21 protein-coding genes are annotated in these 19,671 nt (G+C 61.7%); 6 read left to right on the top strand and 15 right to left on the bottom strand.

Going from position 1 to position 19,671, the window contains the following annotated elements:
* Nucleotides 1–584: SDR family NAD(P)-dependent oxidoreductase (locus JP75_RS19670; protein ID WP_035086224.1), on the top strand; the 584-nt coding region annotated here is incomplete at its 5' end.
* 93 nt (nucleotides 585–677) lie between these two features.
* On the opposite strand, the gene JP75_RS19665 is transcribed toward JP75_RS19670, so the two are convergent.
* Nucleotides 678–1,574, bottom strand: coding sequence for a LysR substrate-binding domain-containing protein (locus tag JP75_RS19665; RefSeq protein ID WP_035086223.1), 897 nt, complete (start codon nucleotides 1,572–1,574; stop codon nucleotides 678–680).
* 110 nt (nucleotides 1,575–1,684) lie between these two features.
* Between JP75_RS19665 and JP75_RS25980 the strand changes: the two genes are divergently transcribed.
* The 4 genes from JP75_RS25980 to JP75_RS19645 all read left to right on the top strand — a co-directional run bounded on the left by JP75_RS25980 (nucleotide 1,685) and on the right by JP75_RS19645 (nucleotide 5,063).
* On the top strand, nucleotides 1,685–2,062 hold the full coding sequence (locus tag JP75_RS25980; RefSeq protein WP_084587806.1) for an Atu4866 domain-containing protein: 378 nt from the start codon (nucleotides 1,685–1,687) through the stop codon (nucleotides 2,060–2,062).
* A gap of 76 nt (nucleotides 2,063–2,138) precedes the next feature.
* Nucleotides 2,139–3,200, top strand: coding sequence for an aldo/keto reductase (locus tag JP75_RS19655; RefSeq protein WP_035086221.1), 1,062 nt, complete (start codon nucleotides 2,139–2,141; stop codon nucleotides 3,198–3,200).
* 16 nt (nucleotides 3,201–3,216) lie between these two features.
* Nucleotides 3,217–4,206, top strand: coding sequence for an aldo/keto reductase (locus tag JP75_RS19650; RefSeq protein WP_035086220.1), 990 nt, complete (start codon nucleotides 3,217–3,219; stop codon nucleotides 4,204–4,206).
* A gap of 11 nt (nucleotides 4,207–4,217) precedes the next feature.
* Nucleotides 4,218–5,063 (top strand): SDR family NAD(P)-dependent oxidoreductase, encoded by an 846-nt coding sequence (locus JP75_RS19645; RefSeq protein WP_035086219.1) that lies wholly within the window; start codon nucleotides 4,218–4,220, stop codon nucleotides 5,061–5,063.
* 104 nt (nucleotides 5,064–5,167) lie between these two features.
* On the opposite strand, the gene JP75_RS19640 is transcribed toward JP75_RS19645, so the two are convergent.
* The 13 genes from JP75_RS19640 to JP75_RS19580 form a co-directional block, all read right to left on the bottom strand.
* The gene (locus JP75_RS19640; RefSeq protein WP_084587805.1) at nucleotides 5,168–5,863 is read right to left on the bottom strand and encodes a GntR family transcriptional regulator; all 696 of its coding nucleotides are present in this window, start codon (nucleotides 5,861–5,863) and stop codon (nucleotides 5,168–5,170) included.
* A 147-nt stretch (nucleotides 5,864–6,010) separates the two neighbouring features.
* Nucleotides 6,011–7,324: a TRAP transporter large permease gene (locus JP75_RS19635; protein ID WP_051960955.1), complete on the bottom strand. Its 1,314-nt coding sequence runs from the start codon at nucleotides 7,322–7,324 to the stop codon at nucleotides 6,011–6,013.
* Complete coding sequence (locus JP75_RS19630; RefSeq protein ID WP_280114004.1) at nucleotides 7,325–7,867, bottom strand: TRAP transporter small permease subunit; 543 nt, start codon at nucleotides 7,865–7,867, stop codon at nucleotides 7,325–7,327. It lies immediately after the preceding gene.
* A gap of 51 nt (nucleotides 7,868–7,918) precedes the next feature.
* Entirely contained in the window at nucleotides 7,919–8,932 is a 1,014-nt protein-coding gene (locus JP75_RS19625; RefSeq protein WP_084587803.1) for a TRAP transporter substrate-binding protein, read from the bottom strand.
* 72 nt (nucleotides 8,933–9,004) lie between these two features.
* Nucleotides 9,005–10,153 carry a CapA family protein gene (locus tag JP75_RS19620; protein WP_280114005.1) on the bottom strand — a complete coding sequence of 383 codons (1,149 nt, stop codon included), beginning with the start codon at nucleotides 10,151–10,153 and terminating at the stop codon, nucleotides 9,005–9,007.
* A gap of 492 nt (nucleotides 10,154–10,645) precedes the next feature.
* Nucleotides 10,646–11,041, bottom strand: coding sequence for a carboxymuconolactone decarboxylase family protein (locus tag JP75_RS19615; protein ID WP_035086215.1), 396 nt, complete (start codon nucleotides 11,039–11,041; stop codon nucleotides 10,646–10,648).
* Between the two features lie 107 nt (nucleotides 11,042–11,148).
* Complete coding sequence (locus JP75_RS19610) at nucleotides 11,149–11,964, bottom strand: SDR family NAD(P)-dependent oxidoreductase (protein WP_035086214.1); 816 nt, start codon at nucleotides 11,962–11,964, stop codon at nucleotides 11,149–11,151.
* 189 nt (nucleotides 11,965–12,153) lie between these two features.
* Nucleotides 12,154–13,110, bottom strand: coding sequence for a Bug family tripartite tricarboxylate transporter substrate binding protein (locus tag JP75_RS19605; protein WP_035086213.1), 957 nt, complete (start codon nucleotides 13,108–13,110; stop codon nucleotides 12,154–12,156).
* A 198-nt stretch (nucleotides 13,111–13,308) separates the two neighbouring features.
* Nucleotides 13,309–14,115, bottom strand: a complete 807-nt coding sequence (locus JP75_RS19600; RefSeq protein ID WP_152565917.1) for an IS3 family transposase — start codon at nucleotides 14,113–14,115, stop codon at nucleotides 13,309–13,311.
* Nucleotides 14,105–14,455, bottom strand: a complete 351-nt coding sequence (locus JP75_RS19595) for a transposase (RefSeq protein ID WP_035086212.1) — start codon at nucleotides 14,453–14,455, stop codon at nucleotides 14,105–14,107. Before JP75_RS19595 ends, JP75_RS19600 begins: the two co-directional genes overlap by 11 nt.
* A 95-nt stretch (nucleotides 14,456–14,550) precedes the next feature.
* Nucleotides 14,551–15,450: an SDR family oxidoreductase gene (locus JP75_RS19590; RefSeq protein WP_035086211.1), complete on the bottom strand. Its 900-nt coding sequence runs from the start codon at nucleotides 15,448–15,450 to the stop codon at nucleotides 14,551–14,553.
* A 64-nt stretch (nucleotides 15,451–15,514) separates the two neighbouring features.
* Nucleotides 15,515–16,252, bottom strand: coding sequence for an SDR family oxidoreductase (locus tag JP75_RS19585; protein WP_035086209.1), 738 nt, complete (start codon nucleotides 16,250–16,252; stop codon nucleotides 15,515–15,517).
* A 682-nt stretch (nucleotides 16,253–16,934) separates the two neighbouring features.
* Complete coding sequence (locus JP75_RS19580) at nucleotides 16,935–17,678, bottom strand: SDR family NAD(P)-dependent oxidoreductase (RefSeq protein WP_035086225.1); 744 nt, start codon at nucleotides 17,676–17,678, stop codon at nucleotides 16,935–16,937.
* A 111-nt stretch (nucleotides 17,679–17,789) separates the two neighbouring features.
* Between JP75_RS19580 and JP75_RS19575 the strand changes: the two genes are divergently transcribed.
* A complete protein-coding gene (locus JP75_RS19575; RefSeq protein ID WP_035086207.1) occupies nucleotides 17,790–18,704 on the top strand; it encodes a LysR family transcriptional regulator in 915 nt (304 codons plus the stop codon).
* Nucleotides 18,705–18,847: 143 nt separating this feature from the next.
* Here JP75_RS19575 and JP75_RS19570 read toward each other — a convergent pair.
* A partial coding sequence (locus tag JP75_RS19570; protein ID WP_035086205.1) for a M41 family metallopeptidase occupies nucleotides 18,848–19,671 on the bottom strand: 824 nt, incomplete at its 5' end.

Here is a 19,671-nt window from a genome sequence, read left to right as displayed (position 1 = left end):
GCGCCGCCGTCGCCGCCATTGCGGCCGAAGCGGTGGCCAAGTTCGGTCGTCTCGACATCTGGATCAACCTGGCTGGCATCTATCCGGTCACGCCCACCCTTGAGGTCTCGGATGCGGAATGGCGCAGAATAACCGACATCAATCTGAACGGCACCTTCTTCGGTGCGCGCGAGGCGGCCCGCCAGATGGCTGCGGGCGGGCGCTCCGGCGTCATCATCAACACCGTGTCCACGGTCGTCCACAAGGTCTCGGCCCCTGGCCTGGCCTCCTATATCGCCGCCAAGGGCGGGGTGGAGTCCCTGACGCGCGCGCTGGCCTACGAGTTCGGCGGCAACAATATCCGCGTACTTGCCCTGGCCCCCACGCTGACCAAGACCGAGGGCACCATGGCCCAGAAGCCGGCGCTCACGGTGGCAATGGGCAATAAGGGTGATCCGCACGAAATCTACGGCAGCCGCCTGCCCCTGGGCCGCGTGCTGGACGGCGACGACGTGGCCCGCGTGGCGCTTTTCATGGTCAGCGACCTGGCCCTGATGATGACCGGCAGCGTGGTCTATGTCGATGGCGGCGACCGCACGTTCTGAGCCATGATGATGCTCCGGCGGGCCTGGTCCGCCGGATGCTCCGCAACGTCTCGCGCCCGCGCTCGGCGCGGCCGCAACTTCATCGCGTGTCGCTCAGGACGGACGATACCTGCGGATATAGTCCACCAACACCTTGAGCTTGAGCGGTTGGCGGTGGTTTTGGGGATAGTAGAGGTAGAAGCCCTGAAATGGCGGGCAGAAGTCCTCGAGCAACGGCACCAGTTCGCCGCGATCGAAATAGGACCGGAACGTCTCGGTGACGCCGAAGGTTATCCCGGCGCCCACGCAGGCCAGCCGGAGCATGACGCGCATGTCATTGGTGGTGACGGCGGGATCGACCGACATGTCGAACTGCCGGCCATCCTCGGCAAACTCCCATCGGTAAGGCGCGGTGTCGGGCCGGGGTCGCCAACCGATGCAGACATGGTTCTTGAGGTCAAACGGATGGCCCGGCCTGCCGTGGCGTTGAAGATAGGCGGGTGCCGCCGCCGCGCATTGCCTTTGTCGCGCCGAAACCGGTACCGCGATCATGTCCTGCTCGATAATTTCGCCGAGGCGGACGCCGGCGTCGAAGCCGGCTTCGACGATATCGAATTCTTCGTCCGTCACCAGAATATCCAGGTTCACTTCGGGATAGGCCTGGATGAAACCGGAAAGGAAGGCGCCCGACAGGAAGCTTTCGGCGATCGAGGAGACGGCGATCCTGAGCAGCCCACCCGGACGGGCCTGATGATCGCGGACCGCCTCTATGGCCTCCTGAAGTTGATGGATGGACGCATTCGCCCGTTCATAAAGCAGCTGGCCGGCCTCGGTCAGCCGCACGCTTCTGGTGGTTCGCAGCACCAGGCTGGTTCCGACCCTGTCCTCAAGACGTTGCAAAGCCTGGCTCACGGCCGAGCGCGTCACGCCTAGACGCTCACCGGCCAGCCGAAAATTCCTCGCCTCGGCGATGGCAAGGAAAACCACGATACCTTCGATTTCACCGGACATTGTCCAATTTTTTTAACCAAGGCATTTTTCATTAGCAAGTTCTCTGCGACGGTATTTGCCGCTATTTCTCCGTCAGAAGCGAACGACAACCAAAGCACGATAGGCAGGCGATGATATCTGGACGGACCGGATGGCTGGCGGCAGGCATTTTGCCAGTTTTGGCGGCTGTGTGCTGCGCTGCGGATTCACCCAGTTCCCCTGCATCCGCCGCCCCCATCGTTGCTCCGACGGAGAGCGAGAATACCATGCCGCAACATCCCTATTCCGGAATGTGGGTCACCGATGACGGCCAGGTGCGCCACGAGCTGTTGCCCAATGGGCGCTATGACGAAGCCCGCGGCCGGCGCGAGAGTGCCTATCAGGGCCGCTATGAAGTTCGCGGCACCCATATCGACTATTGGGACGACACCGGCTTCACCGCGGATGGCGACTTTGTCGATGAGAACACGCTTCATCACGGCGGAATGATCCTGCGGCGCAAGTTGTGATTTCGACTCGCTTTTCAGACCTCTCCTTCCCCTTTTCCGACGTCCCGCATGGCGGGTTTCCAGGAGAGTTTCTCCCATGACAACACTGACTGACTATCGCCTTCTCGGCCGCTCTGGCCTGCGCGTATCCCCCCTGGCCCTGGGCACCATGACATTCGGGGCCGATTGGGGCTGGGGCGCGGCCGAGCAAGAGGCCCGGACCATGTTCGACGCCTATGTCGACCGAGGCGGCAATTTCATCGATACCTCGGTCAACTATACCGATGGTAGCTCCGAGACGCTGCTGGGCCGCTTTATCAAGCCCAAGCGCGAACAGGTCGTGGTCGCCACCAAGTTCACCATGGCGCGCGAGCCGAATAACCCGAATGCGGGCGGCAATCATCGGCTCAACATCATCCGTTCGGTCGAGACGTCGCTGCGCCAGCTCGATACGGACTGGATCGACCTACTCTATCTGCACAGCTGGGATTTTACGACCGGCGTAGAGGAAGTCATGCGGGCGCTCGACGATGTCGTGCGCAGCGGCAAGGTCACCTATGTCGGCATCTCGAACACCCCGGCCTGGCGGATCGCCCAGATGCAGACTTTGGCGGACCTGCGCGGCTGGTCGCCTTTTGTCGCGCTTCAGGTCGAATACAGCCTGGCGGCGCGCACTGTCGAGCAGGAACTGGTCCCCATGGCCGACGCCCTCGGCCTAGGCATCGTTCCCTGGTCACCGCTGGCGGGTGGACTGCTGGCCGGCAAATACAGCCGGGCCGATCTCACAGGCGCCAAGACCGGCGCCGAGGTTACGGGCTCGCGCCGTGACGTCATTGTCGCCATGGGCGGCATGACCGAACGCGCACTGGGCATAGCGGACGCGGTAAGCGCGGTGGCTCGGGAGCTAAACGCCTCCCCCTCCCAGGTCGCCATCGCCTGGCTGCTCAGCCGCCCGCAGGCGCCGATCCCAATCGTGGGCGCCCGCACACTGGCGCAGCTGGACGACAATCTGGGGGCGCTAGGGGTTACACTAAGCGACGAGCAGACCGCTCGGCTCGATGCCGTGAGCGCCGTAGCGCCAGTCTTCCCCCACAGTTTCATCACTGGACCAATGGTCCGCCAACTCACCTTTGGCGGAACCAACGTTCCGCTCCGCTAATCCAAGGAGGATACACATGCTCGGCAAACGCAAACTGGGCCGTCAGGGCCTTGAGGTTTCCAAACTCGGCCTGGGCTGCATGGGTATGAGCCATGCCTATGGTGCGCCAGACGACGTGGAATCGGCGGCAACCATCGATCGCGCCATCGAGCTGGGCGTGACCCTGTTCGACACCGCCGAGGCCTATGGCCCCTTCACCAATGAGGAACTGCTCGGCCGTTGCTTCAAAGGACGACGCGACAAGGTGGTGATTGCCACCAAGTTCGGCTTCGTTCTGGACGGCAAGAGCCGCTCGGGCGTCGACAGCCGGCCGAGCCATATCCGCGAAGTGGTGGAGGCCTCCCTGCGGTGGTTGCAGACCGACCGCATCGATCTGCTTTACCAGCACCGGGTCGATCCGAACGTGCCGATCGAGGATGTCGCCGGCGCCGTTCGTGACCTGATCGCCGAAGGCAAGGTGCTGTATTTCGGTCTCTCCGAAGCGGGCGCCGAGACCATAAGACGCGCCCATGTCGTACAGCCGGTCTCGGCGCTGCAGAGCGAATATTCGCTCTGGGAGCGCAACCTGGACGACGCCGTCCTGCCAACCATTCGTGAGCTGGGCATTGGCCTGGTCCCGTTCAGCCCTCTGGGCCGCGGTTTCCTCTCCGGCCAGGCCAGGCGCGCCGAAAACTATCCTGCCGACGACTTCCGCTCCTGGGGCGATCCGCGCTTCCAGGGGAGCAATTTCGACGCCAATATGGCGGTCGCCGACACCGTTCGGGCCTTGGCCGCGGAGCGCGGCGCCACGGCCGCCCAGGTCTCGCTTGCCTGGCTGCTCCAGCTTGGCGACGACATCGTGCCGATCCCGGGCACCAAGCGGCGGACCTATCTTGAAGAGAACCTGGCCGCCGCCCAGCTCGTCCTCACCGCCGCCGAGATTGCCCGACTGAACGATGTGGCCAGTCAAACCGGCGTAGCAGGGCAACGCTACAACCAGCACGACCTCGATATGCTGGATCGCTAAAGGAAATGGCCATGTCTGATTCTGCCAAAACCTGGTTCATCACCGGCATTTCGCGCGGGCTCGGCCGCGAATTTGCCAGCCAGTTGCTCGCTCGGGGCGACCGTGTCATCGGCACCACGCGCGACGGACACTCCGATATCGCCGCGCCCGAGGGTAGCCTGGTCGTGCTGGCCCTGGACGTCACCGACGGCGACGCCGTGCGTGAGGTCATCGATGCGGCCTTTGCCACCGGCCCTGTCGACGTCATCCTCAACAATGCCGGATACGGGCTCATGGGCTCGATCGAAAATGCCACCGAAGCCGAAATCGATCAGGTGATGGACGTCAACTTTCATGGCCCACGTCGCGTCATCCAGGCGGCGCTGCCGCATCTGCGCCGGCAGCGTGGTGGTCACATCGTCAATATCACCTCCATCGCCGGCATCGCGGCGGGAGCCGGTTCGGGCTTCTATGCTGCCGCCAAATATGCGCTAGAGGGGCTGTCACAGAGCCTGGTTCAGGAAGTGGCGCCGCTGGGCATCAAGGTGACCTGCGTCGAACCCGGCGCTTTCCGCACTGATTTCCTGACCGATCAGTCGTTGCGCACCAGCCCCGACATGGCCGACGACTATTCCGCCAGCGCCGGCGCCACCCTCAACTATCTGGCAAAAATAGCGGGCAGCCAGCCCGGCGATCCGCGCAAGGCGGTGCAGGCCGTCATCCAGATGGTCGAGGCACCCAAGCCACCCCTGCATCTGGTGCTTGGCCCCGATGCCATTGGCCGCACCGACGCCATGCTCAAGGCCTTTGCCGCCGATCTGGATGCGTGGCGGTCGACGGGCATGGGCACAAACCACCAGGATCAGGCGACCGGCTAGTCGCCGGACAGACGTCAAAGCCGGTCTGGACTATGGACCTCGCCTGCACGGCCTTGCGTCGTGCAGACCCTTAAGCGGCCCGGCCGCCGTTGATCGATTGGTGATCAGGCAGGAACCGAATCGCCCAGCTTGCCGAATGCGGAAAGGGAGGCGTTGTGCACGTGCTCGCGGCAAAGCTTGGCAACCAGCTTGGCGTCGTTTGCCTTGACCGCCTTGATGACGGCCTGAAGCTCCCTAAGGCTGGCCGGCAAACGTGAGTTTTGGCCCAGCGAAACCCTGCGAAGCAGGTTTACCCGCGCATGCATCATCTTGAGGGTCGAAGCGATAATTTCGTTTCCCGATCCCTCAAGCAAAACGGCGTAGAAACGATCCTTGGCGGCCAGAATTTCCTCGATGCTGCCGCCCTTGTAGGCAACTGCCATCTGCTTGACCGTCTCTTCCAGGGCGTCTCGCTGATCCTGGGAGGCGCGCTGCACGAACAGGGAACCCGCGAGCGCTTCAAGAGCCTCGCGAACCTCGTAAATGCTTCTGGCTTGTTCGGCGCTGATCGCCGCCACGATCGGCCCCTTGTTGGGCAGAAGCTCTACAAGTCCCTCCGTTTCGAGTTGGCGCAGGGCTTCCCGGACAGTAGTCCGGGAAGCGCCGGTAAGATCGCACAAATCCTTTTCAACCAGCCGCTCGCCAGGGGAGAAGCGTCCAGACAAGATGGCCGAACGGAAGGAAGCCGCGACTTGCAGACGAACCGGTGCCGCCACCGAGCTAATTCGCATGTCATTCTTGTCGGTGAGGGGGGGCTGCACGCTGATTCTCCTGTAACTCTGGCCGAACGGGCAACCGCACCATGAAAGCCTGCGCCACACACGTCAACCTACCATAGTATTACACTACAGCATGTCCGTTATACAAGACAGGCCCCGCATGCGCTTGCGGGGCCTAATTGCAATAGCCTAGAGCTGGCCTGGTAACCAAAGAGCGATCTGGGGCCACAGATACAGTAGATAAACCATCCCGAACATCACAAAGACAAAGGGCAATGCGCCCATTACAATCTCTTTGTATTGCCCCGGCTTGCCCGCATAATTTTGCACAACGAATAAGTTGAGCCCCACAGGGGGATGGATCAAACCGACCTCGATGATGATCACCAGCACCACGCCGAACCAGACGCCGTCGAAACCAAGCGCCTGAATCACCGGATAGACCAGCGGCAGGGTCAGCACCATCATCGATATGGCCTCCACGAAGAAGCCGAGCACGATGTACATCAGAATGAGGGCCAACAGCACCAGTCCCGATGGCAGGCCAAGGCTCAGCAGTCCATCGACCAGCGCTCTGGATACGCCGGTGCGCGCCATGGCGAAGGACAGGATTTGCGCACCAAGGATGATGAACATGATCATGCCGGTCGAAATGACGCTGCGTCGGAGGGCGCTGAAAATGCCCTTGGTCCGCAGGTCGCCGGTGAAGTAGCCGATGATTATGGCCGCCACCGCTCCCAGGGCCGCGGCCTCTGTGGGGGTAACAATGCCCGAATATATGCCGCCCATCACGCCGATGATCAGCAGCACCAGGGGTCCCATATCCGGCAGCGTGCGCAGCAGTTCCCTGGCATAACTCACGCCCAGGCGATCGATTGTTTCGCGCGGCGCCATGCCCGGCTTCAACAGGCTGGCGATAATGATATAGGCCATGAACAACAGCGCCAGACCAATTCCGGGCAGCAGTGCTGCCATGAACAGTTCGGCAATGTTCTCATTGACCATGCTGCCATAGATAATCAGCGTCGCACTGGGCGGAATGAGAATGCCCAGGGTGCCGCCCGCGGCGATCGATCCGTAGGTCAGCCGGTCGGCATAGCCACGACTGCGCAATTCGGGAATGGCGACGGTGCCGATGGCGGCAGCCGTGGCCACGCTGGAGCCGCACACCGCCGAAAACAGGGCCGATGCGACGATATTGGTGTTGTAGAGCCCGCCCGGCAAGTGGCGTACCCATGGCGTAATGGCGCGGTAGAACCGCTTGCTCATGCCGCTCTCGAGAATAATCTCGCCCATCAGCATGAACAGCGGAATGGCGATCAGCACGAAGCTGCCCGAATTGTTCCAGTAGATGGCGCCAATCGAGGGAAGCTGTGCGCCGTAGCCGGCAATCACAAGGATGGCGATGCCAGTGATGCCCAGGGTCACGGGCACCCATAGGCCGCCGACCAATAAAGCGGTGAACAGCCCGGCAAAGATGAGGAGGATAATCTGGTAATCCATTCAAAGCACCGTCGTCGTGTGTTGCGGATCATCGCTGACCGGTCTGGGGGACAGGGCTATGGCAAGGGCGCGAATGCCGCCCCGAACCCATTCCAGCGTCAGCAGGACGAGGCCAAGCACCATGATGGATTGCGGATAGCAGAGCAGCGTGCGGGACGGATAGGACGAGATCTGGCCCAGTGCGCAGGTGTTCTCGGCGTATTCGAACACGTACCAGGTCACGATCACGCCGTAGCAGGTGGAGGTGGCGAACCGTAGAACGTCGACCCAGGCCCGAAGGCGCCCGCCGAAACGGTCATAGACCAGCTCCATATAGATCATGCCATTGGAACGCTGGGTCTGCATCAGGGCAAAGAAGATGATGCCGATCAGCAGGTATCCGGTATATTCAACAGTAAAAGGCATACTGAACTTGAATATATTCCTGGCAACTATCTCTGTCAGGATCAAGGCCGCACCCAGGACGAGTGCCGCAGAGGATAGAAATAAACCGACACTGGCTACGCGTGCCAGTAATCGATCCAGAAGGCGAAAGAAAGCCATTCCGCGAACTCCTCTTGGAGCGGCGGTTCGCCTGGCGAACCGCCGCATCTGTTAGCGCCCCAGAGCCTCGCGGACAGAAGCGAGCATGGTGGGGGCGTCTTCGCCAATGGACTCGGCCCACTGCTCCCAGATCGGCTGGGCCAGCCCGCGCAGCCTTTCGACATCGGCGTCGGTCGGTGGGACCAGGGTCAGGCCGGCAGCCTTGAGCCGGTCGAGCGACTCGCCTTCCTGGCCGGCAATCGTGGTCAGCATCAGTTCGTGATACTTTTCCGCCACCTCACGCAGGGCGGCCTGGTTCTCGGGCGACAGGCCGGCCATCACGGCCTTGTTGATGATGACATAGGAAGGGGTCGGCGCGACGGACAGCGTATAGCCCCACTCAAAGCTCTTGTCCCAGCCGCCATTGAACACGCCCACACCGGCGGTCATGACGGCATTGACGGTGCCATACTGCAGGGCGGTGATGACTTCGGGCGTCGACAGCACGACGGGCGTGGCGCCGATTGCGCTGAGCAGTTCCGAGCCTTCATTGGTGAGCGAACGGACGCGCTTGCCAGCAAAGCTCTCAAGGCCGGTCGGCGGAGTACCAGTGCCCCAGAACTTGACGGGGGGAATGGCGTACCAGAACAGCACCTCGGCGCCGAACCGGTCAAGCTCGGCGGTCAGTTCCGGCTTGACCACGTCCATGGCCACCCGCAGCTCGTCGAAGTTCTGCACCAGCAAGGGCAGGGTCATCAGGCCGGCGGCACGCAGATCGGCCGTCAGCCAGGACGTATCGGCCATGGCAATCGACCCATCGCCCACCACGCGGTGATATTCCTGCGGGCTGTAGGGCAATTCGCCAACTGGGCGGATCGTTATCTGAACGCCGCCATTAGTCTGTTCCTCGACTTCCTTGACGAATGCGGCGAGCGTGACCGCTTGTGGCGCGTTGATGCCCAGATAGATAGACATGTCCAGCTTGACAGGGTCCACGGCAAAAGCAGGCACCAAGCCGAGCATCAGTGCCGTTGCAATAAGCACGGGACGCAGAGCGCTATTCACTCCCATTATCTTCTCCTCCATGATGTTCTCCTCAGGCCTGCTTTTTTGTTGTCTCGGACCGGCCCTATCCGTGACTGCCTGTCGGTGCTGCCCTTACGCGGGCAAAACCGCAAAACTCTCAAATCCGTTCAGTTTGGGTCCGCCCGCCTCGTATCGAGCGTTGAGCGCCCCCGCCTCGGTTATTTCGACGAGATATTTGTGCACCGCTTGCCCGATCGGGCTGTCGAGCGGATGCGGCTCGGGCTCGCCCCGCTCGTTCAGGTAACAGGGCACAAGACCGACGCGATTGAGCATGCGCCCGTCGAAGTCGAAGACCGCGATCATCGTGTACCGGCAGTCGGGGTGGAACGGCGGCAACAGCGGGTATCCGGCGCGGGGATACATGGCGTAGGTGTCGCAGCCTTCGCGGCGCATGCGCTCCAGCTCCTCCGGTGCGGTTTTGGCAAACACGCGGGGCAAATCGAGCATGAATATGCCCAGGCCGTATACAATGGGCCGGCCGTTATAGAGTTCAACGCCGCGCAGAAAGTGGTGGTGGTGCCCCAGCACGATGTCCGCGCCGGCATCAATGGCGGCGTGGGCATAAAGGCGCTCGTAATCGGCCAGGTAGCCCTTTTTGGTCGATATCCCCGAATGGTGGCTGACGATGACGATGTCGGCCAGCTTCCTTGCATCCGCGATTGCCAACTGCAGCATCTGGACGTCTTCGGGGTATGGCACCGTGCCCACGCGCGGATCTTCGCCAGGAATGACGACGCCGGTTTTGGACCAGACTTCGTTGAAGTAGTAGTAGCTGTGCGAGCGCAGCACCGAAATGCCGGGCCGGTCCGTGCGTGCGACATCACCGGGCAGGAAGATGCTGGAATAGGCCAGGAATGCCACTTTCTGGCCGCCACGCTCGATGACGAGCGGAGCCTGCGCTTCGGCAAGATTACCACCGGCGCCAACCGTGCCGATATTGAACCGGCCCAGCGCAGCTCTGGTGTCGGCTATGCCCTGACCGCCGGCATTGGCGGCATGATTGTTGGCCAGCGACATCACGTGGAAGCCGGTTTTTGCCAGCGTCTGAGCATGTTCAGGCTTGGATGAGATGGGCAGCGAGGCCGGCGATAGTTGCGACGACGAGAGGGCGGCCTCGCAATTGGCGAAGCTCAGATCGGCAGCCGCAATCAAAGGCGCGACATGATCAAATGCGACCGCGTGATCGGGGCGATCGATCAATACATCCCCAACGCATGCCATCGTCCATCGCGATGTTCCGTCCATAGTGATCCTCCCTCCACCACTATACAGTCAACCTCAGAAAATACGATACGTCAATCGTATCGTATTACGAGGTGGCAAGATGAGGGCTTGGTCCGTAGATTTTCTTTCTGTCGGCTGGCCCTATATCCATGGTGGAACGCGAAATAGAAGTGCGCCCCGCAGCCAGAAAGACCACAGGTCAGGTGACACAAATCACTGGCAGCTAACGGGATTATCCAGACAACTGCGCCCGAACAGCTATGACACGAGGCAATTTCATGAGCCCCGAGCAATATCGGCGAATGAGGGGCAGAAAATGTCCAACCTAGCTGGAAAAGCCATTCCATGCCGGGGCAAAAGTCCGCGAGATTCGGGAGGGCCTTGGCGGCCGTTTCGCTTGTCTCGATGTCCGTACCCACCAATACGAAACGGTGGCGCGATGGCGCCACCGTCTGGATTTGTCGGCGATCTGAACTTGCTCGCCGTCGGTCAGGCGGCGGCAAGGTCCGCATCGGCATCGGCAAAGGCGGCGCGAACGATACGCATGGCATCGAGGGCGGCCGGGCAACCGCAATAGACAGCAGTCTGCAGCACCACTTCGACCACCTGTTCCCTCGTGCAGCCGTTGCGCAGCGCACCGCGGACGTGCTGCTGCAATTCATGCGGACGATTGAGCGCGATCAAGGTGCCGATATTGATCAGGCTTCGCATATTCCGTTCAAGGCCCGGACGGGTCCATATCGTGCCCCAGGCCAGCTCGGTGACCAGATTTTGCAAGGGAAAGGTCATTTCATCCGCCGCCGAAAGGGCGCGCTCGACATAGTCGGCGCCCATGACCGCCTTGCGGATCTCAAGACCTTTATCGAAAAGTGAAGACTGTTGCATATTAGGTTTCCTTATGCCGGCTGCGCCGGTTGAGTGCCGCACAGGTTCGGGCGGCGGGACGTGTGATCTTGCCCCCTCCGGGGAGGAGGGGTCTGCCACTGTGGGAGCTAGGCGCCGGGCAGCCAGCCGGCAGCGCTCAGGCCACCATCGAGGGGGACGTTGGCGCCCGTCAGGAAGCGCGCCTCGTCGGTCAGCAGGAAGACCGCCAAATTCCCGACTTCGCTGACATCGCCGAGCCGGCGAACCGGGTAGCGCTGAGCCACCTTGTCCAGACCCGAACCGCCATTGTCGAAAAAGCCGGCTTCCTGATACTTCTTGATCAGCAGTGGCGTGGATATGGCGCCCGGACAGATGGAATTGATGCGGATGCCATCCAGGGCATAGTCGATTGCCATCTGCCGCGTGATCGAGACCACGCCGCCCTTGGACGCCGAATAGGCGATATTGTTGGGCGTCCCCGTCAACCCCGCCACACTGCCGATATTGACGATGGAGCCGGCCTTGCGCCGGATCATGCCCGGCAGGACGGCCCGACAAACCTGCCAGGTGCCCGTAAGGTTGATGCCGATTACCCGGGTCCAGTCGGCCAGGGATGAGGTCGTGGCGCTCCCCTCCCCGGTTGTTCCGGCGGAGTTGACCAGGCCGTCGATGGCTTGTCCTGCCTGTTCGGTTGCCGCTACCGCGTCCGCAATCGACGCCTCGGAGGTTACGTCAATATAGAGTACCGTGGCGGAGCCTCCGGCATTCCTGATCTCGGCGGCCACCTGTTCTGCCATGGCGACGTCGACATCGCAGCAGACGACATGTGCGCCCGCTTCCGCGACCGCGATTGCGCAGCCTCGGCCGATCCCTGAAGCGGCCCCGGTTATCAGAACTGTTTTTCCGCTCAGCCGGCGATGCTCAACGTTATCCAGACTTTCCATGCTCAGTCCCCCTCTACCCGTGAAGTCAGATCTTATCTGCGGTTAAAGCTGCCAAGGATTCACGCGCCGTCGACCGCGACATCCGGCAAGCAGAAGGCGCTGCGCGTCTCCGCGCCATCATTGGCCAAACAGCGCGGAAATCGGGCATCGGCCCGATCTCCTGGCTTCGCGCGGCGCCGCCGGCGGTCCTTACTGCTGGATCTGCGCGATCAAGCTGCCGAAACGATCGTAATCCGAGCGGATCACCGCCTTGAAATCATCGCCTGTCAGGATCCGCGCCGAGGCGCCCAGGCCCAACAGCTGCTCGCGGAACGCTGGCGCCTGGACGATCTCGCTGATGGTGGCGACCAGTTTGTCGCGCACCGCGGGGTCAAGGTCGTGCGGCCCGAACAGGCCGAACCAGCTGCCCGCATCATAGCCGGGATAGGTCTCGGCAACGGTGGGAACATCGGGCAGGCCCTCGAAGCGCTTGCTGCTGGTGACCGCGATCGGCTTGAGCGAACCGGCCGCAAACAGCGGTATGAGCGGGCCGGCGCCATTGATCATGAAGCCGATTTCTCCCGACATTCCAGCCGTCAGGAGGTCGGCGGAATTGGCATAGCCGACGAATGTAGTGTCGATATCGGCTGCCTGATCCAGCATCAGCACAGCCAGGTGCGCCAGGGCCAGGGAGAATGCTCCCGCCGTGATGTCGCCGGGATTGGCCTTGGCGCCGGCCACCAGTTCTTCGAGCGTATTATAGGGCGAATTGGGTGGCACGCCGATGGCGAGCGGAGCGGTTCCGATCGAGATGATCGGATCGAGATCCGCGAAGGGGTCCCAGGTCAGCGCTTCGTTGAGATGAGGCATGACCGAGAGCACGCTGGATGAGGCCATCAGCAGCGAATACCCATCGGGAGTGGCTTCCGCCACGATGCCACCCGCGACCGCGCCATTGGCGCTGGGATGGTTTTCGACCACGAAGCGTTGACCCAGAGACGCCGACAGCGCTTCCGCCAGAGCCCTGGCGACTATGTCGGTGGGCGTACCAGCGGTGCCGGTGGCAACGACCTGCACCGGCCTGGCTGGATAGTCTTGCGCCATTACGGGGGCCACCAGGGCAGAGCCGCAAAGGATAGCACCGGCAGCAAGCCAAATTTTGTTCATTTCTCCCTCCCAGAGAAACCGCGCCACTCTTGGCAGGCCGCCATACCATAGTACCATAGTATCAACAAGTCAATGAAATTCGCTGACGAAGATATCAGTGCTCGCGGCTGCCAAGCGCGAACAATAGCGGCCAGAAGGCTGTGTTTCGGCGTGCAAAATTGACCCCGTTATGGAGTGGGCCCTTCCAACCGGACACAATCAGGTTGCATCTCTGACCATGAGGCGGACGTGTTGATCCTCGAAATGCACGGGGCTGAGATAGCCGAGGGCTGAGTGGAGCCTTCGGCCGTTGTAGATCTGGTCGATGAATCGGGGAAGGTGTTCGACGACATCAGCAAACGTCTCGAACTCCATCGGGTATACCCCCTCGACCTTAAGGGTCTTCATGAAGCTTTCCGCTTTGGCGTTGTCATAAGGGTTTCCTCTTCGTCCCATCGAACCAACAAGGCCGTTGGCGACCAGGAATTGCCGATAGGTGCCAGCCGCGTATTGCGATCCGCGATCCGAGTGGTGAAGGCAACCAGGCGGCGGTTTGCGCCCTTCGAAGGCACTTTGGAGCGCTGACAGAGTCAGCCGAGCGTCTATGGATCGGCTGATGGCATAGCCCACCACGCGGCGTGACCAGGCATCGAGAACGATGGCAACATAGACGAAGCCGCCGATGACGGCGACATAGGTGATGTCTGCAACCCAGAGCTGGTTTGGCCCATCCGGGATGAACTCGGCGGCGAGATTTGGAAAGATCGGCTGATCGTGATTGCTGTCTGTCGTCGCAGTGAAGCGGCGGCGAATCTTTGGCTGGAGATCGTGTTCGCGCATCAGCCGGCGGATCTTCTTGTGGTTGACGACCAGGCCTTGCTGACGAAGGGCGGCTCGGACACGACGCCACCCGTAATGTTCGAACTCATCACAGATAGCGGCCATCGCCTCGACGGTGGCTGTGTCGTCGGCCGAATGCTTGGGGATTTCGTAAAGGTGGAGCGCGCAAGTCCCATCATTCGGCATCCCTCGGTGACATTGACGCCCCTGGGCCTGTGATGGCGGATATACTCCCGTTTTTCCGCAGCGGTGCTGGCCGAAGAGCCCCCTTTAGAAACTCCAGCTCCAGCGCCTGCTTCCCGACCAAGCGTTCGAGCGCAGCAATCCGCGCCTCGTAGGCTTGAAGTAGATCGGCGGCGGCTGCATCCTCATCGAGCTCACCTGCCTGGTACTTCTCAACCCAGACCCGGATCAGCTGGCGTGAGATATCGTGCCGCTTGGACAGACCATGCAACGTCTCCCCAGCAAGATACTCTTGGGAAACCTGGCGTTTGAATTCGACACTATGGGTTCGGTGCTTGGCCATGACCTTCATCCTGTGAAAGCCCGACTGCACGGTCAATTACGAAAACCAATCCTGCCCGGCCCGAAGGGCCCACTCCACCGCATGCTTCGCTATGGTCACAAACGGACCGTTGGCTTGAGCAGGTCGGCGAACCCGACGCGATGCAGCATTTCGGCCCGCAGCCGGTCGAGTACGCCAAAGCCGATATCGGCGCCATCCTGGCTAGGGTCGTAGTGGACGCGGAACGGGCGGGTGCCGAATGGGGCGTTGACCACGTCGACAATGCGGTCGGCGACAGGCGCGGGATCTGCATCGTCAGGCACGATGGCGGCAAAAGCCTTCTGGATTTCGGCGCCAAAGCCCTTGTAGGGACCAGCTTCGTATTCGGCCAAACGCGCCGTATCGGCGGGGCTGCCGGAATGGGCGAAGTGGTTGGTGCCTTTGGTGAAGGCGCCAGGCACGATGATCGAGGTTTCGATACCCCAGCGGCTGAGTTCCCTTGCATATTGTACGGCCAAGGAATCCATCGCGGCCTTGGCGGCGAAATAGGGTGACAGGTAGGGCGGGGTGCCACCAGCCGAGCTCGAACTCGATACCCAGACCAAGAGGCCCTCACGGCGGGCGCGCATATGCGGCAGCACGGCGCGGTTGACCCGCTGGGTGCCCAGCACGTTGACGTCATACTGCTGGGCATACTGCTCGGGCGTGAAGGCCTCGGCCGGGCCGAACATCATATGACCGGCATTGTGCACGACGACGTCGATCTGGCCGCTGGCGGCGATGATCTTTTCGACTGCGGCATTCACCGAAGGTTCGGACTGGACATCCAGTTCAAGGGGGCGAAGGTCGATGCCTTCGCGAACCGACAGAGCGGTCAGTTCGCCGGCATTGCCGGCATTGCGCCCGGCGACATCGCGCATGGAGGCGTAAACGGTGTGGCCCGCACGGGCCAGGGCTTCAGCGGTCAGCCGGCCGAAGCCGCTGGACGAGCCGGTAACGAGAATGGTCTTGGACATGACGAACGTTCCTTTCATTGTGCTAGGCGGCACCCGGCGCGGAATGCGCCGGGCAGAGGCGGCGTCAGACCATGCCGCCATTGGCGCGCAGGACCTGACCGTTGATCCAGGAACCGTCGGGGCCCACGAGGAAGGAGACCGCCGCGGCGATATCCTCGGGTGTGCCGAGGCGTTCGAGCGGGTTCATCTTGGACATGCGATCGATCAGTTCCGGCGACTTGCCGTCGAGGAACAGAGCGGTGGCCGTCGGCCCGGGCGCCACGGCGTTGACGGTGATATTGCGGCCGCGCATCTCCTTGGAGAGAATGCCGGTGATAGTCTCTATGGCGGACTTGGTGCCGGCATAGATGCCGTAGGTCTCGAGTTTGAGACCCACCACGCTGGTCGAGAAGTTGACGATGCGGCCGCCGTCCCGCAGGCGCTTGGCCGCTTCGCGCATCGTGTAGATGCTGCCCTTGAGGTTGATGTCGATGAGGCTATCGACCAGCGCGTCGTCGCCGTCGGCGATCCGGGCCAGCTTCAAGATGCCGGCGGAGTTGACCAGCACATCGACCCCGCCATAGGCGGCCTCGGCACTGTCGAACATGCGGGTGACGGCCGCGGCATCGCTGACATCGGCCTGGTGAGCAATGGCCGTACCGCCAGACTTGGCGATCTCGCCGACCAGTTCTTCGGCGGCGGCGGCATTGCCGGCATAATTGACGATAACAGTATGACCTTCGCCGGCAAGCCGGCGGGCAATGGCGGCGCCGATGCCGCGCGAGGCGCCGGTAACGATGGCGACTTTATTGGTCTCAGACATAGTCTTCTCCTTGGGTGTGCGCCGCAGCGCGTTCTTGATGAAGAGAAGATGGACTTTTCCTTGATCCGGATAATCAGTCGCGATCCAGCATCACTATCCAAAAATCACGAACAATAGTTGGCCGCTGGAAGCGGTGCCTGTCTCGGTCGGGATGGCTCTGCCCATATGCGACCGATGCTGGCCATGCCGTAGCCAGTTGCATCTCGCCACTTCCGCTAAAAAGGGCCCCCGACCATGTAGGTGCGATGCAAACTTCTCGCGCAGTGATCTAGGAAAATCCGGTGTGCAGCGGCTGCTAAGCCGCCAACGTAAGAAGCCGGTTGTCGAGGCATGCAACGGAGCCGATCGCCGTACTATCATCGCGGCCACGGGTATCGCCGGCACGCGAGGCGGTTGTTGGCGTCCGAAGCCAAGCAGGTTTGGTAAGTGTTCCGATCGAGACCGGGTCACGGCTAGCTGCCTTGAGTCCAGTCGGCAGAATTGGGCCTTGGCGCTACGCCGAGATGTCCGGCGACCTCATCGACGCGCGGTTGGGAGTACGGGCAAGTCGTCGGACACGGTACAAAACTCGGTCGTGAGCGGCGCCGACAAGTTGCAGCACGCCTCCATGTCACCAAACGACATTGGCGATGCCGGGACAGCCGCCCCAGCATCGCCTAATGGATCGATGAACCATATAGAGTCAGATTCGGAACCCGCCGGTGACGGCAAGATTGTGACCGCTGACCATGGCAGCGCCGTCCGACAACAGGAAGGCCACCGTGCCGGCCATGTCCGAAGCGCGTGGCAGTCGGCCCATGGGTGTCTGTTTGTAGAAGGCCTGCCGCAATTCGTCACTCATATGCGTGAAGATGCCGGCGCCTTCCACCGCCCCCGGATCGAGCGAATTGACGGCAATGCCGCGCGGGCCCAGTTCGAGCGCCAGGACCTGAACCATTAATCTCACCGCCGCCTTGGTCGCAGCATAGGCGCCAGAGCCGGCCGGAGGGTAGCTTGCGATCGTCGAGGACGTCGCGATGACGCGGCCGCCGTCGACGACGGACCGGGCCGCCTGTTGAAGCGTGAAGAACGTGCCCTTGAAATTGATGTCGACCACCCGGTCGAGTTCTTCTTCCGTCATTTCGGTAAAGGGCGCCTCGACATTCTCCACGCCTGCATTGGCGAACACACCGTAGATGTCGCCGAACCGTTCCTTGGCGGCGGCAAACAACTGCTCGACATTGGCGCGGTTGCGGGTGTCGCCCTTCACGATAAGGCTCTCGGCCCCCGATGCAGCAATCGCGGCGCGGGTTGCCTCAGCGGAGGCGTCGTCCGAGACGTAGCTCAGTGCAAGATTGTATCCGAGACTGGCCAGATGCTCGGCGACGGCCCGGCCGACGCCTCTCGTGCCTCCTGTAATGATAACGGTTTTGGTACCTGTGATCATGATCGTCATCCTGGGTTTGCGCGGCAGCGCGTTGAATGAAGAGACGATGGACCTTTCGCCGACGTGGATAATCAGTCATGATCCGGCATCACTATCCAACGGATACGAATAATGGACCGTTTCGACGCCATGCGCGTCTTCGTCCGCGTCGCCGAACGGCGCAGCTTTACGCAGGCGGCCAACGACCTAGGCCTTCCGCGCTCGACGGTCACGGAAGCAATCCGGCAATTGGAAGAACGGCTCGGGATACGGCTATTGGAGCGGACCACGCGGGTAGTCAGGCCGACGCTCGATGGTGAAGCCTACTACCACCGGTGCCTCGACATTCTAGCTGATATCGAGGATGCTGAGGGGGCTTTTGCCGGCGTCAAGCCGAAGGGACTGTTGCGGGTGGATGTCCACGGTACCTTGGCTCGGCATTTCGTGCTGCCGAGCCTACCAAGGTTCCTAACGGACTATCCGGAAATCGAACTATATATGAGCGAAGGCGACCGGCTGGCCGATCTTGTGCGCGAGGGCATCGATTGCGTGCTACGGGTCGGCATCCCGCAGGACAGCGACATGGTCGCCCGCAAGGTCGCCATGCTTGCCGAGGTGACGCTAGCATCGCCTTCCTATCTCGACCGCTTCGGCGAACCCGAAACGATCGCAGCGCTCTGGGATGGTCACCGTATGGTCGGCTTCCACTCGACGGCTACCGGCGGGCTGCTGCCCCTCCTATTTGCCGTCGATGGCAAGAAGCAGGAGGTTACCTTGCCCGCCACGATCTCGGTCAATGCCGCCGAAAGCTATGTGGCAGCGGCAAAGCTCGGCCTGGGGATTATCCAGGTGCCACGCTACCATGCGGAAGCAGCCCTTCACACAGGCGAATTTGTGGAGTTATTGCCCGACAACCCGCCATCGCCCACCCCCGTTTCCCTGCTCTATCCGCGAAATCGCCAGCTTTCACCGCGGGTGAGGGTCTTCCTTGACTGGGTAACTTCGGAATTCGCGCGCAGTGGCAAGCCGAACGATGGCTCTGCTTAGCCGTCGAGCCAGTGCGTCCGTCTTTTACGCTGAGCGGCTAGCTCATCATTCGAGAACACCTACCGAGCGAAGTCAAGCCAACACAAAATGGGCCTATACCTATAACCGGGACACCCAAGCGGCGGTGCTGGTGCGCGAAGTAGTTACGTCGCCCCATCCCCTCTGTTGCTGACCGGCAAGGTTTGCATCTTGCGGCTGCGCACCCGCTTGGGGTCCGGTTGAACCGGCCTTTCGTCAAGCGCCCTGGTGACATCGTCACCGGACAGCACCTTCTCTTCGATCAGCCTCTCGGCCAGTTCGAGAAGACTATCGCGATCGGCCTCGACCACGGCGATGGCCCGCTTGAGCTGACGGCGCAGTTCGGCATTGACGGCAGCAAAAGTGCCGGCGGGCCGAATGCCGAGAACGGGCGCAAAGACCAGGTGGTCGCGAAGCCCCTGACGCTCATGGGCGGAGAGGATCATGTCCGTGGCACTGGCCAGATCCCCCTCGGCTCCGGCATTGGGACCAAGTCCAAGCGCGATATCGGCCGCCCTTCCCCCGAGAGGGACCGCGACGATGTCAAGCAAGCCCTGCCATGTCGGCACCGTACTGGCCAATCGGGTCCAGGTACGACCGCCGGTCTCGGCATCGGGAATGATGGAAACACTATCCACCATCTGGCCGAGCCTATGGGCGAGGACGGCATGACCCATTTCATGGATGGCGACGGCGCGAATATCCTGAGGACTGCGATCATCCCGAGGCACCATCTGGGCCAGGATATCGCCAGGTTCGAGAGGCCGATTGAGGGATCGCGCAAAACTGCGCGCCTCCTTGATCCAGCCTTCCACCATGGCCGGGGTTGCATCCCGTCCCACTCGAGCGAAGCGGCTGAGATCAATATCGGCAAGATCGGTCTTGAGATAATAGCGCAGCACCGCCACGAACATGATGTAATCGTGGGAGCAGTGGCCACCAACGATGT

Origin of the sequence: Devosia riboflavina (assembly GCF_000743575.1) — a bacterium.
Taxonomy (GTDB): Bacteria; Pseudomonadota; Alphaproteobacteria; order Rhizobiales; family Devosiaceae; genus Devosia; species Devosia riboflavina.
The sequence above is the reverse complement of the archived record's forward strand: the minus strand, read 5'-3'. Positions and strand labels throughout refer to the sequence as shown.

Coding starts and splice junctions, on each gene's coding strand:
- JP75_RS19665 (WP_035086223.1), bottom strand. CDS start 1,574: ATGTCCGGTGAAATCGAAGGTATCGTGGTTTTCCTTGCCATCGCCGAG.
- JP75_RS25980 (WP_084587806.1), top strand. CDS start 1,685: ATGATATCTGGACGGACCGGATGGCTGGCGGCAGGCATTTTGCCAGTT.
- JP75_RS19655 (WP_035086221.1), top strand. CDS start 2,139: ATGACAACACTGACTGACTATCGCCTTCTCGGCCGCTCTGGCCTGCGC.
- JP75_RS19650 (WP_035086220.1), top strand. CDS start 3,217: ATGCTCGGCAAACGCAAACTGGGCCGTCAGGGCCTTGAGGTTTCCAAA.
- JP75_RS19645 (WP_035086219.1), top strand. CDS start 4,218: ATGTCTGATTCTGCCAAAACCTGGTTCATCACCGGCATTTCGCGCGGG.
- JP75_RS19635 (WP_051960955.1), bottom strand. CDS start 7,324: ATGGATTACCAGATTATCCTCCTCATCTTTGCCGGGCTGTTCACCGCT.
- JP75_RS19630 (WP_280114004.1), bottom strand. CDS start 7,867: ATGGCTTTCTTTCGCCTTCTGGATCGATTACTGGCACGCGTAGCCAGT.
- JP75_RS19625 (WP_084587803.1), bottom strand. CDS start 8,932: ATGGAGGAGAAGATAATGGGAGTGAATAGCGCTCTGCGTCCCGTGCTT.
- JP75_RS19620 (WP_280114005.1), bottom strand. CDS start 10,153: ATGGCATGCGTTGGGGATGTATTGATCGATCGCCCCGATCACGCGGTC.
- JP75_RS19615 (WP_035086215.1), bottom strand. CDS start 11,041: ATGCAACAGTCTTCACTTTTCGATAAAGGTCTTGAGATCCGCAAGGCG.
- JP75_RS19610 (WP_035086214.1), bottom strand. CDS start 11,964: ATGGAAAGTCTGGATAACGTTGAGCATCGCCGGCTGAGCGGAAAAACA.
- JP75_RS19605 (WP_035086213.1), bottom strand. CDS start 13,110: ATGAACAAAATTTGGCTTGCTGCCGGTGCTATCCTTTGCGGCTCTGCC.
- JP75_RS19600 (WP_152565917.1), bottom strand. CDS start 14,115: ATGCCGAATGATGGGACTTGCGCGCTCCACCTTTACGAAATCCCCAAG.
- JP75_RS19595 (WP_035086212.1), bottom strand. CDS start 14,455: ATGGCCAAGCACCGAACCCATAGTGTCGAATTCAAACGCCAGGTTTCC.
- JP75_RS19590 (WP_035086211.1), bottom strand. CDS start 15,450: ATGTCCAAGACCATTCTCGTTACCGGCTCGTCCAGCGGCTTCGGCCGG.
- JP75_RS19585 (WP_035086209.1), bottom strand. CDS start 16,252: ATGTCTGAGACCAATAAAGTCGCCATCGTTACCGGCGCCTCGCGCGGC.
- JP75_RS19580 (WP_035086225.1), bottom strand. CDS start 17,678: ATGATCACAGGTACCAAAACCGTTATCATTACAGGAGGCACGAGAGGC.
- JP75_RS19575 (WP_035086207.1), top strand. CDS start 17,790: ATGGACCGTTTCGACGCCATGCGCGTCTTCGTCCGCGTCGCCGAACGG.